Annotated in this window: 8 protein-coding genes; 2 read left to right on the top strand and 6 right to left on the bottom strand. The window is 65.5% G+C overall.

Going from position 1 to position 12,099, the window contains the following annotated elements; translation table 11 throughout:
* Positions 1 to 94 precede the first annotated feature (94 nt).
* From AC16DP_RS50030 to AC16DP_RS50005, 6 genes are all read right to left on the bottom strand, one after another.
* Complete coding sequence (locus tag AC16DP_RS50030; protein WP_329729446.1) at positions 95 to 1,564, bottom strand: hypothetical protein; 1,470 nt, start codon at positions 1,562 to 1,564, stop codon at positions 95 to 97.
* 127 nt (positions 1,565 to 1,691) lie between these two features.
* Positions 1,692 to 3,002: a TIGR02270 family protein gene (locus AC16DP_RS50025; protein ID WP_329729445.1), complete on the bottom strand. Its 1,311-nt coding sequence runs from the start codon at positions 3,000 to 3,002 to the stop codon at positions 1,692 to 1,694.
* A 57-nt stretch (positions 3,003 to 3,059) separates the two neighbouring features.
* Entirely contained in the window at positions 3,060 to 3,965 is a 906-nt protein-coding gene (locus AC16DP_RS50020; protein WP_329729444.1) for a hypothetical protein, read from the bottom strand.
* A 2-nt stretch (positions 3,966 to 3,967) separates the two neighbouring features.
* Entirely contained in the window at positions 3,968 to 5,044 is a 1,077-nt protein-coding gene (locus tag AC16DP_RS50015; RefSeq protein ID WP_329729443.1) for a DUF4150 domain-containing protein, read from the bottom strand.
* Between the two features lie 8 nt (positions 5,045 to 5,052).
* The gene (locus tag AC16DP_RS50010; protein WP_329729442.1) at positions 5,053 to 6,027 is read right to left on the bottom strand and encodes a beta-ketoacyl synthase N-terminal-like domain-containing protein; all 975 of its coding nucleotides are present in this window, start codon (positions 6,025 to 6,027) and stop codon (positions 5,053 to 5,055) included.
* Positions 6,028 to 6,071: 44 nt separating this feature from the next.
* A complete protein-coding gene (locus AC16DP_RS50005) occupies positions 6,072 to 7,187 on the bottom strand; it encodes a DUF2169 family type VI secretion system accessory protein (RefSeq protein ID WP_329729441.1) in 1,116 nt (371 codons plus the stop codon).
* Positions 7,188 to 7,466: 279 nt separating this feature from the next.
* On the opposite strand from AC16DP_RS50005, the gene AC16DP_RS50000 reads away from it, so the two are divergent.
* Together AC16DP_RS50000 and AC16DP_RS49995 are read left to right on the top strand one after the other, a co-directional pair.
* Positions 7,467 to 9,680, top strand: a complete 2,214-nt coding sequence (locus AC16DP_RS50000) for a type VI secretion system Vgr family protein (protein WP_329729440.1) — start codon at positions 7,467 to 7,469, stop codon at positions 9,678 to 9,680.
* Between the two features lie 4 nt (positions 9,681 to 9,684).
* Positions 9,685 to 12,087 carry a type VI secretion system Vgr family protein gene (locus tag AC16DP_RS49995; protein WP_329729439.1) on the top strand — a complete coding sequence of 801 codons (2,403 nt, stop codon included), beginning with the start codon at positions 9,685 to 9,687 and terminating at the stop codon, positions 12,085 to 12,087.
* Positions 12,088 to 12,099 lie beyond the last annotated feature (12 nt).

The following is a 12,099-nucleotide window of genomic DNA, read 5'->3' as shown; positions in this document are numbered from 1 at the left end:
CCGGGCGCCAGGGGCCCTCCGGGAGGAGGAGCCGCTGACGCCGCGTGTCACGTGAGGGATTATCGGCAAGAGTCCGGCGATTGTGAAGCGACGCTCACTCCCCCGCCGCGGCCTGGCCCTGCTTCGTCCGCTTCAGGAGATCCCGCAGGTCGAGGATGGCTTTGTCCCGGCGCTCGGCTGCGGGGTTGCTCTCGGGGGGCGGGGCGGCCGGTGGAGCCGAGGCCACCTGGGGCGTGCAGGGGGTCTGCGTCTGGGGCCAGGCGCCGAGCGGGAGGAACCAGACGGAGTCGTACTGGTGGCTGTTCGCCACACTGTGGCAGCCCATGCACGAGGTGGCGGTGGAGTCCTGGACCCAGGTCTCGGTGGCCACGTTGGCGGTATTCGTCTGGGGCAGGGGCTGTGTCGTGCTGGGGAAGGTGTCGGTGTCGCCGACGGGCCACTGGGTGAGCACGAGCTGGTAGTTCTCCCAGACGGTTCCCTTCACGTCCTTGGCCTGGTGGTAGTCCTGATTGGTCCGCTGCGTCGAGGCGGCGATGGGCCGCTTGCGCACCACCTGGGTGGGCACGGGGTCCTTGCCCGGCGGGTTGCACTGGCTGATGGGCGGGCCCATCTCCGAGGGCGGAGTCTTCGGATTGTTGTCGTTCAGCGAGTAGGGAGGGGCGCCCCGGGTCTTCTCCCCGGTGAGGGCGGGCACGTTGTCGACGTGCTCGAAGGTCGACCAGACCCACTGGGGGAAGGCGGCGGTCTTGTTCACGATGTGCAGCCCGATGAGGCCGACATCGGTCAGGGTGCACGTGCCGCTCACGGGATCGAGCACCCGGGCCCGGGTGACGTAATAGCGCTTGCGCTGTTTGTCGGGCACGCCCGTCATCACACGCCAGGAGGCCTTGACCTCCACCGAGCCGGCCGGGAACTTCAGCGCGGGATTGGACGAGCCATTTCCCGGGAGGTTCTTCAGCAGGTACAGGGGCCCGGGGTAGGAGTCGCCGGGTTTGATGATGTAGTTGTATTCGGTCTGATTGAGCCGGGTCTCATAGCGGACGTACTGGCGGTTCTGGCTCACGAGAGGACCGGCGGCGTCCGTCATGCTGGCCTGGTTGAAGCCGTGGTACTTGTTGAACGAGCCGAGCACCTTCTCGTAGGGCACGAGGGTGTCAGGGCCGCCGCAGGGGGAGGGAGTCGCGAAGCTCTTCCATTCCGTGGGGGCCGCGCCCTCGGGGAGGAACAGCTCGTAATCCGCCTTCCACGTCTCCCAGACGCCCGGCACCGAGACATCGCCGTACTTCTTCGAGACGTCCGGAACACCGCGAGAATACGGCGCGCCGGTGCTGACTTTGACCGGCCAGGTGAGCGCGATGAACTCCCGCCACGAGAAGTCGTCGAAGTACGGCAGGTTGTCTTCGGGCTTCTGGAACGGAGCGCTGACGTCGATGGGGATGTTGTAGCCGACGACAGGCTGCGGGCGGGACGGTGGCTTCCTGCCCTGCGCGTTCGCGGCGAGTGGCCAGGCTCCACTCAGGAGACCCAGGGAGAGCAGCGATGTGGCGAGCCTTCGGTTGCGCATGGAGATCAGCTAACTGGAGGGCGGTGAATCGATCAAATGAGCGACAGTGAAAACCCTGGCGGTGAGGCCACGGGTCTGTCCGGTGCGCACTGCTGGTGTGACCGGGACGAGCCGTTTCCTCCGTGTGTCATGAGGAATGGAGCCCATCGGTGAAGGGGCGGCTCAGTGCGGAGGGAACTGCCGTGCGGACGGTCTCCAGGGCCTTCCACTGGTAGGGAGTGAAGGCCCGTGTTGGCACTCGCAGTTCCCCTCGGCTGCGCAGCGCCAGGTCCAACGCCAGTGCATGGCGCCGGCGCATCGGAGCCGTCTGCAGCGACTCGAGGAGCGCCTCGGTTCCGAAGGGCCTTCCGTGCAGGTAGCGCCGGTCCGGCTCGAAGTTCTTGCGTGACTCCTTCCACCACGCGAGCACCTCCGATGCGACCGGCCGGGGAAGGTCGTCCTCCGGTCTGGGCGTGAGCTCGACCTCGAGCGCCTCCTCCTCCAGGGGAGGCAAGGGCTCCTCCTCGGTACGCGGTGAGACGAGACGGCCCTCCAGACTCAGGCCGGTGATGGCGCAGAAGGACTCGGCCGCCAGGTGGGACGTGGCTTCATCTTCCATCCATGGCAGGCAGAGCTCGGCGGCGGCGGGTTGGCCGCTGAAGCCCAGGGCCCAGAGCGCATCCGGACGGTGGTGGGGCTCTTCGAGGAGGCGCTTCAGCCGCTCCACCTCGCGAGCATCCCCGCTCAATGCCAGCACCAGCGCGGGCAGTCGCGGCTCGGGAGCCTTGCTGTCGACGGCTGCCTGGCAGGCGGTCCAGGCGGCCCGATGACCCTTCTGCAACCCCGCGATGATGGCGGAATCCCGGAGGGCGGAGACGGATGACGTCAGGCCGGCCTGGAGCACCTGGCGGTCCAGGGGATATCGGAGGCGAGCGGCCACCCGGAGGGCGGCTGCCGCGACATGTGGCTCCTCGTGCCGGAGCAGGTCCGGGAGCACGGGGCCCGGATCCACCCCATGGGTGGCGAGCACTTCCAGCGCGAGGGCCAATCGTGCGGGCTCCTCCTGCTTCAGCAGCGTGGAGAGCCAGGAGGGGAGGGCGTCGAATCCTCTCAGCTCGAGCGCTCGCTGGAAGGCGGGGAGGGCCTCGGGAGATGCGCTCTCCAGGGCCGTTCGTACCGTTCCGGCGAGTGAGGGGTCTTCGGAGCCCAGCAGGGTGTAGGCCGCGGCGGTGACGCGTTCCACGTCCTCCTGGGCCTCCAGGGCTGGAATCAGCAGCTTGTCGGCCGCGGGAGCGCCACCAATGACGAGGCCATCCACATGGGCCAGCAGCCGCTCCTCGAGCCCGGCCACTTCATGCAGCACGAAGTGGGGAGCGACGAGGCTGCGCTCCCACTGCAGCCAGAGGAAGGCCGCCTCGTCCAGGTGCTCTTCCAGCACATCCATCAACAGGTGGCTCATGTGTTCCCAGCGTATCGGGTGGTGAAGGGCCTGCGCGCGTAGCGCGTGCGTTGCGCTCTATTCGGGGAGCGGATGGCCGAAGAAATAGCGTTTGCCTGGCTCGAATTTCTTCGCCTCGTCCGACTCCAGGAACGATTCAGCGATGGTGGCAGCAGCCAGTGTAGATACCCTTTCTCCACTGAAAATCACGCTGCAGTCGATTCCAGTGGCTGGCTCGAAGCGTTCACGTAGCCTGGCCAGTTCCGCGGCAGGGTATCGCGTGGTGAGGTGCCGCATGCGCTCCGCGATTGCGCGGACGGAGAATATATCACCACGATAGATAAATACTTTTTCGGACCCGTGCTTCGCGGTGACTTCATCGTACTGGTTCATGACCAGGTTGAGATAGTCCTCAAGGCTGTCTTCCGGCGGTTCATGCGCAATCATGGTTTTCCTGTCATCCATCAGTAACTCCGCCATCAGGATCGGCAGTGACGAGATCTCCGGTGTCTTTTTTAGTCGCAAGGTAAGGTATTGATCCATCAACACCGGTACGACATCGAGCCGACCCCACAGCGCAAAGGCGCGGCAATAGAGCAGGACGCTCTCACGATACGCTACATCGATACGCTCTTGCCTGCGCATCGGGTGCTGCTCGAGTTCCTCCCGCATGTGTCTGAAGCATGCGACGGTGCCCGCATGCCCCAGTACCCGCGTCGCGACGTCTTTCATTCGCCAATTCTCGGTCTTGCGACACATGCTCAAGATATCCTCGGCAGCGGAGAAATCCCCCGACTTGAGTCTTTCGAGCAGCATCTCGAACCGTACCCAGTGTAGGTCCTCATCTGCGGGTAATCGCGAAGATAGGTCCTTGGCAAGTGGCCTTGGGATCGCAGCAAATGGCCGGGTGAAGTAGGCGAAGCGTTGGAAGTCCAGACCCGCGTCTTTCAGTGTCGGGCGATCTTCTATAGGTGTTTCGTTCATGTCTACCACCAACCTGGAGTGAATCCAGTCACCCTACGCCGCTTGATGCCAGATGCCCGGAATGAATCGCGCCACCACTTGTTCCATTGCTTGTCGTTCCCTTGCCATTTGGTGAAGACGCTGTCGATGAGCTTGCAAGTGGCACACAGCAAGTCGCTCGGTTGCAGATTGCCCGGATTGTCGGGGCAGCCTCCTGCGCTTTTCGGCGTCAAGTGATCGGTCTTGCTGAATCTTGGTCCCCCACTGGGAGGAGGAGCCGCCGGGTTGGCTGAGCGGAAATCGGCGATTGCATTTGGATTGGTGGTGGTGAAGAAAGTGTAGAAGTCCGTTGAGGATTCATTCCACCTGTTTTCGATTTCGACAGTCCGTTCCGGGTCGGGAGGTCTGAAAACATCGCAAGGGGCACTTGGGAAAGGACGCCCGCTGCATGTGCAATTCCTGGCCTTCATTCCAAGCAGGATCTGGTAGACCTTCATCTTGTCGGCCGCTTCAGGGGTTGGATTTCCGTCCGGGCCTTTTTGGTTCAAGCCGTAGAAATCTTCCAGGCTTTGCGGCGTCTCTCCATCTTGGAAGGCCGCAGGGCAATCAGGCTTCCCGCAGCAAGGACACTTCTTCTCGGCGGCGCGCTGCAGTGCGAGCTGGACCATGGCCTCCGTATTTGGCATGGGAGGGGTGCTTCCAGGGTAGCTCGCGTGGTTGCTGGTGGTGATGTCGAGGTGTCTGCAGACGTTCTTCCCCTCGACCATGACGTCCATCGAGTGGGCCTGGAAGTACGTCTTGCCCGTGAGGGTATGTGTCAGCACGCTCCCGCCGAAATTACGGGTCGCGGCCTCGTCTCCCAGCGGTGAGCTCTGGTAGTAGCTCTTGCCCTTGAGCGCGAGCGGCTCGCCTCCGATGGTGACGCTGGTGCTGCCCTGCTTCAGGTCCTTCGCGGAGGACGTATTCGGATAGGGCACTGGAACCGGGCCCGTGGGCGGAGGCGGGGGGCTCAGGCATACGTCGGGGAAGGCCGAGATGACCTTGGCGTCTCCTGCCTTGTGCGCGATCTCCATCCCGTTCGCGAAGACCTTCTTGCCCATGATACCTCCTACTCCATGGCTTCGATGATCACCGCGGCACGCCTGCCCTGCGCGTTGCCAGCCAGGCCAATGGCTCGAGGTCCTGGCGCATAGCGGCGTGCCCAACCCGCGATGGCCCAGACCATGCCGCAAAGCCCTGCCGCCGCGCCGGTGTCGCCGAGCACCTCGGCGCACAGCCAGAGCGGGAAGTCTTCCTTTCGTTCTCGCAGCACCCGGGAGACGAGAAGTGTCTGTTCCTTGAAATAGAAGCTCTCACCCGCCGCATCGGAGAAGCGGAAGTCGATCTGGTGGAGGGCGAGCCCCGCCTCCTCCAGGGCCGCTCGTGCGGCAGCCGTGAGCCCGTCGGCGCGCAACGGCACATCATTCTCCAAGGAGGAGGGCTCTTGGGCGAACCCCATGCCTCGAATGACGGCCAGCCCCTGCTTGTGTGAGGAAAGAAGCACGCAGGCGGCGGCCTCGCCGGGGATGACACCATCGGAGTTGTCTTCGGTCAGCAGCCGGCGCTGCTCATACAGCCGAAGCACCGTGCGAGCGCACATCATCGACTCCGCTCCGGCGACGAGGCAGGCCGGGACCTCGCGGCGGCGGACCAGCTCGCGACCGGCGGCCAGGGCGGTATAGCCTCCCTGAGAACCCTCGGTGAAGATGCGTACCCTGCGCGGATGGAGCACGACCCCCAGTCGCGCCGAGAGTTCGCGTACGAGAAAATCCGCGGAGTAGGGCGTGTTCGCCGTCGAGGCCGGCAATGCGATGAGCAGCGGGAGTTGCTCGAACGCGGCTGCGCCGATCTGCTCGAGGACATCTTGGAGTGCGTGGGTCAGGAAGAACAGCCAGCGCTGCGTTGGGGTCGCCTCGAGGTCGAGGATGTCACGCAGGTGCGAGATGACGATCTCCCGGCCTTGATTGTCCATGTAGGGTGAGACCCGCTTGCGATTGATTCCGGCTCGCAAGGCCGCGCACGCAGGCGTCCAGCGCAGGCCCACGGGGCAGGCCATTCCTGCGGCGTGAACGTAGACGGGTGACGTACTCATCGCTTGCTGCCCCGGTGCTGACGAATCCAGCGGATCGCCGCGGCAAGGCCGCTGAACACCGGCTTGCCATGTCGATAGCCGATGGGTGTACCCGATGTGCTGCGTGGCTTCTCACCCACGGAGATCTCCCGGAGCGCGTTGAGCTTCTTCCCAATGGGGACGCGTGCGCGCCACACGAGCATGGCCAGCGAGAGATGGGGCTCGAGAACCACTGTATCGAGTACACCCATCTGCTCCACTTCTCGATCGACGAAGTGGAACCTGACTGGAACGCGCAGTGAGGGAATGACGTATTGAACGATGGGCTCCGCGGCCATGTGGATGCAACGGATCCGCTCGCCCCCCTGGAAATGCGGGAACTGCTGATCCGCCGGTGCGGATTGGAAGTAGCGCGAGTCGAAGTCCGCTGGGAGGAACGGCGTCCGTTCATCACGCCAGCGCGTGTCGTAGGTGCCTGCGTAGGCAATGCGTTGCGCCCAGGCACGCCCTACATGCCCGACTCCGATCGGCTCCGGCCGGTCACGGGGCGAGGAGATCGTCTGCCCCGGACGCTCCAGGTTCGGAAGGGGTGTACCCTCGATCTGGGCCGCGCCGCGATGCGGATGAAACCCAACGCCCACGAGATTCCGGTGTTCCACCGAGGCGTGTCCCGGCCCGCGGCTCTCATCCGTGCCTCCAAAGGCCCGCTCGAACGTCAGGGGCATCTCGAGGAAAGGGACGGGCTCTGAAGGCAACATGCTTCCCAGCGAGCGAACCCAGCGTCGTTCCCCGAGGATCTGCAGACTCTTCTTCGTGCCCTGGACTTCGAGACTGACGGGCAGTTGTGTCACGCGCTGCCCGGAGGGCGAGACCGCCTTGCCGACCACGATGACGTCCGTCAGTGGCTTCTCGAGCGCGAAGTCGCACTCGTAGCGGATGCTGGTCGTGGCGGGATCGCCATGGTGCTCATCGGCCGTCACGAGGGGTCGCTGCTCTCTGGCGAGCGTCATCTCTCCGCGTGGATTCGTCTCGAACGTTCCCTTCACCACCACCACGCAGGAGTCGCGAGCGTCCTTGTCCGCGGCAACGGAGATGCCGGCCTGCATGCCTGTCGTGTTGAGTGAGATCTGCATGCGTTCGTGTGGCCGCTGTCCGTGCTACCACATGCGCCTGGCACCAGGATTTCCTCTGGGCTGGTGCGCTGTCCGGCCGAGTATTTCAGCAGAGTGATGCGGAGCGCTGTGAAGCGCTTCACACATACACCGCTCAAGTACCTTCGAACAATTCAAGCAGACGGTATTCCACGTGGGATCGTGACTGTGGACCCGGCTCGGCGCATACTCTCGCGGAAGGGGGGTTTTATGGTCGCAACCGCTGCGCTCCTGGCAAATCAGGCTGAGTTTGATTTCCAGGTGGGCCCACATGCTCTGGGCGAGTTGGCCGTCATTGGCTTCGAGGCCGATGAGGCCATTTCCCAGCCCTATACGCTGGAAGCTCTCCTCGCCGCCCCGTCGGACGTGTCCGTGGATGAGCGCGCCCTCCTGGGGCAGAACGCGCTGCTGGCCGTACACCTCGGCGAGGACGGGGAGCGCTACTTCCATGGCGTCGTTTCACGTGTCACCCGCTGGGAGGCGGGCGCCTCCGAGGAGCGCCTGCGCTACCGCATCACCGTCGTGCCCCGCTGGTGGACGCTCAAGCACACCCGCAACAGCCGCATCTTCCAGGAGAAGACCGTCCCCGAGATCGTCCACGAGGTGCTCGGCGATGCCTTCGTGGAGCACCGGCTGGAGTTGAACGGCTCCTACGCCACGCGCACCTACTGCGTGCAGTACCGCGAGTCCGACTTCGACTTCGTCTCCCGCCTGCTCGAGGAAGAGGGCATCTTCTACTACTTCGAGCACACCGAGGACGCTCACACCCTGGTGCTCGCGGATACCTCGCTCGGCTGCCCCGCGATGCCCGGTGAGGCGCGGCTCGTCTTCCGCAACACCACCCAGATGGTGGCCGACAGCGAGTACGTGCACGAGTTCTCCTCGCAGCTCCAGGTGCAGCCCGGCGCCGTGGCCCTCCGCGACTACAACTTCGTCCGCCCCACCCAGGACCTCACCGCCACCAGCACCGACGCCGAGGCCGAGTCCTCTCTCGAGGTCTACGACTACCCGGGCTGCTACGAGGCGCCCGGCGTCGGCAAGACGCTCGCCAAGGTTCGCCTGGAGGAGCTGCGGGCCCGGGTGGAGCTCGCCTCCGGTGCCAGCAATTGCCGTCGTCTGCGCACCGGCCACACGCTCGAGCTGGACGAGCACCCGGTGGACTCCTTCAACCGGGGCTACCTTGTCCTCTCCGCCCGTCACGAGGGCCGCCAGCCCGAGGTGCTCCTCTTCGAGGGCCAGTCCGAGGGCCGCCGGGAGAGCTATCGCAATACCTTCACCTGCCTCCCCGCCAAGGTTCCCTACCGTCCGGCGCGCACCACCCCGCGTCCCCTCATCCCTGGCGCCCAGACGGCCATCGTCGTGGGGCCCTCGGGCGAGGAGATCCACACCGACGAGCACGGCCGCGTCAAGGTGCAGTTCCACTGGGACCGCGAGGGCGGCCGGGACGACAAGAGTTCCTGCTGGATTCGCGTGAGCCAGTCCTGGGCCGGTCCCGGCTGGGGCGCCCTCTATCTGCCTCGCATCGGTCACGAGGTGGTGGTCGAGTTCCTCGAGGGAGACCCGGACCGGCCCCTCGTCACCGGCAGCGTCTACAACGGCGAGAATCCCCCGCCCATCTCCCTGCCGGACGACAAGACCCGGAGCACCCTGCGCTCCAGCTCCAGTCCTGGCGGCAATGGCTCCAACGAGCTGCGTTTCGAGGACGCCGCCGGCCAGGAGCAGGTCTACTTCCACGCCCAGAAGGACCTGGACATCGTCGTCGAGAACGACAAGACCCAGCAGGTGGGCGGCAACGAGACGCTGCTCGTCAAGAAGGACCGCAGCCGCACCATCGAGGGCAACCAGTCCCTGGAGGTGAAGAAGAACGACGACAGTGTCATCGGCGGCAACCAGTCGCTCCGGGTGGACAAGGATCGCTCGACGTCCGTGGGCGGCAACCACACCGAGACGGTCGCGGGCAACCAGTCCGTCAGCGTGGGCGGCAACCAGAGCGTCACGGTGAGCATGGCCTCCCTCGAGACGGTGGGGTTGGGGAAGATGCTCAACGTTGGCGGTGCCTATTCCGTCAGCGTGGGCGGAGCCCTCAACCAGCTGGTGGGTGGCCTCAAGGCCGAGCAGGTGGGCGGGGCCAAGTCGGAGACCGTCGGCGCCAAGAAGTCCGAGACGGTCCTGGGCTCGCGCAGCCTCCAGGTGGGCGGAGACCTGTCCGAGCAGGTCCAGAAGTCACGCAACCTCAAGGTGGGCAAGGATTTGATGGTGAGCGTGGGGGGCAATCACACCCACGCCGTCAAGGATTCCTATACCCTGTCCGCCAAGGAGATCTCCCTGGTGGCCGAGGAGCAGTTCACCCTCAAGGTCGGTTCCGCCACCCTCCAGGTGAAGAAGAACGGGGATGTGATCATCAAGGGCGCCAAGGTGGAGATCACCGCCAGCGGCGACGTGGTCATCAAGGGCTCGAAGATCGCGGAGAACTGACGCCATGGCATGGACGGACAAGATGGCGTTTGGCCTCCAGGTGGGCGGCCTCGCCCCGGAGGACGGCGTGGTCACGCAGCTCTCCGGGGTGGAGGGGCTGTCTCGGCCCTTCGAGTTCAACCTGGACCTCTACACCCACGCCGAGGAGCCGCTGGCCCTGGCGGAGCTGATGGGCAAGCCGGCCACGTTGACCTTCCAGCACGCGGGCGAGCCGGTGCGCTACGTGAATGGCCAGGTGCATCGCGCCCAGGCCCTGGGCCTGCAAGGGGGTCGGCTCCGCTACCGCCTGCGGGTGGTGCCCGCGCTCGAGCGGCTCAAGCACGTGCGGCGCAGCCGCATCTTCCAGCACAAGGCCGTCCCGGACATCGTCAAGCAGGTGCTCAACGAGGGACAGGTGGAGCACCGCCTCGTCCTGTCCGGCAGCTATGCGCCTCGCGAGTACTGCGTGCAGTACCGGGAGTCGGACTTCGACTTCATCTCCCGGCTGTTGGAGGAGGAGGGCATCTTCTACTTCTTCACGCACTCGGAGGACGCGCACGAGCTGCTGCTGGGCGACAGCTCCGGGGCGTACCTGGAGATGGCGGGCGGCTCGCTGCTGCCGTTCCGCGAGGAGGATGGCCGCGTGTCGGACGCGGAGCACGCCTCGGCCCTGGCCCAGGTGCACCGGTTGCGCCCCGGCAAGGTCATGTTGCGCGACTTCGATTTCAAGAAGCCCGCGCTCGACCTGTCGGCCCGGCCTTCCAAGACGGGTGACTTCGACGCGCTCGAGCTCTACGACTTTCCCGCCAGCTATGTGGAGCCCTCGGAGGGCAAGCGGCTCGGCAAGGTGCGGCTGGAGGAGCAGCTCCAATCCGAGCGGACCCAGTCGGGTATCAGTGTCAGCCCGCGGTTGTGCCCCGGTCATTTCTTCGAGCTGGACGCGGTCGCGGGAGGCAAGCTGCTGGTGGTGGAGATCCAGCACGTGGGCCACCAGCCCGAGGTGCACTCGCGGCACGAGGCGCTGGGGCAGGGGCGCTACCGGAACGAGTTCCGCTGCATGCCCTCGGACGTGCCCTTCCGGCCGCGCCGGAGCACGCCCCGCCCGGTCATCTCCGGCATCCAGACCGCCACCGTGACGGGGATTCCCGGCGAGGAGATCCACCCCGACGAGCACGGCCGCATCAAGGTGCAGTTCCACTGGGACCGTGAGGGCGGGAAGGACGACAAGAGCTCTTGTTGGATCCGCCCGGGCCAGGTCTGGGGCGGCCCGGCCTGGGGTGGGCTCTTCCTGCCACGGGTGGGGCAGGAGGTCGTCATCCGGTTCTTCGAGGGCGACCCGGATCGGCCCCTCATCACGGGGGCCGTCTACAACGGGCAGAACCCCACCCCCTACTCGCTGCCGGACGAGAAGACGCGCTCCACCCTGCGTACCTCCTCCAGTCCCAACAGCGATGGTTTCAACGAGCTGCGCTTCGAGGATGCCGCGGGCGAGGAGCAGGTCTTCTTCCACGCCCAGAAGGACGATGACCTGCACACCCGGAACGACAAGACGCAGGAGATCCGGGCCAACGAGGCGCTGCTCGTGAAGAAGGATCGCCAGCGCACCATCGAGGGCAACCAGACGCTGAGCGTCCTTCAGGAGGACACGGGCCTCGTGGAGGCAAGCCAGACGCTGAAGGTCACGGGCAACCGGACCACCGGCATCCGCGGGAGCCATGACGAGGAGGTGGAGGGCAACCAGTCGGTGGCGGTGAGCGGCATGCAGAACGTCTTCGTGGTGCAGACCGCCGACACCTCCGTGTCCCTGGCGGCGGCGCTGAACGTGGGGGCCGCCTACTCCATCAACGTCGCCTTGATGAAGAGCGAGTCGGTGGAGGGGGACAAGTCCATCCAGGTGGGCGGCGCCAGCTTCGAGTACGTCGCGGGCGTCCGTCAGGAGAGCGTGGCCGAGGATCGCTCCACCAAGGTGGGCAGTGATTTCGAGTCCCAGGTCAAGGGCTCGGCGTCGCTGGCGGCCGGCAAGGACCAGAAGGACGACGTCGGGGCCAAGGCGCACACCGAGGTCGGGAAGGCCGCCGCCTCGATGGCCAAGGCCTTTCAATTCAAGGCGGACAAGTTCTCGCTCATCGTCGGCGGCAACCTCATCGTCAGCATGGAGAAGTCCGGCGCCGTCAAGTGGTTCGCGAAGTCGCTGACCATCGACGGCTCGAACATCAAGGTGAAGGGCGGTAAGGTGAAGATGCTGGGAGCGGGTTCGCTCAGCAGCAAGTCCGTCTCCAAGCTGGAACTTCCGGATGTGCAACCGGTCGAGCACAAGGATCCGCCCGACATCGACCTGTCCTCGGCCCAGTCCGAGCTCCAGTCCCTGTCGGCGCAGCCCCTGGCCAGCTCGCCCGGCCGCACGAAGGCCAGCGACTCCAGCAAGTGAGCTGGGAGGTAG

It is taken from the genome of Archangium sp., from assembly GCF_057119385.1.
The sequence above is the reverse complement of the archived record's forward strand: the minus strand, read 5'-3'. Positions and strand labels throughout refer to the sequence as shown.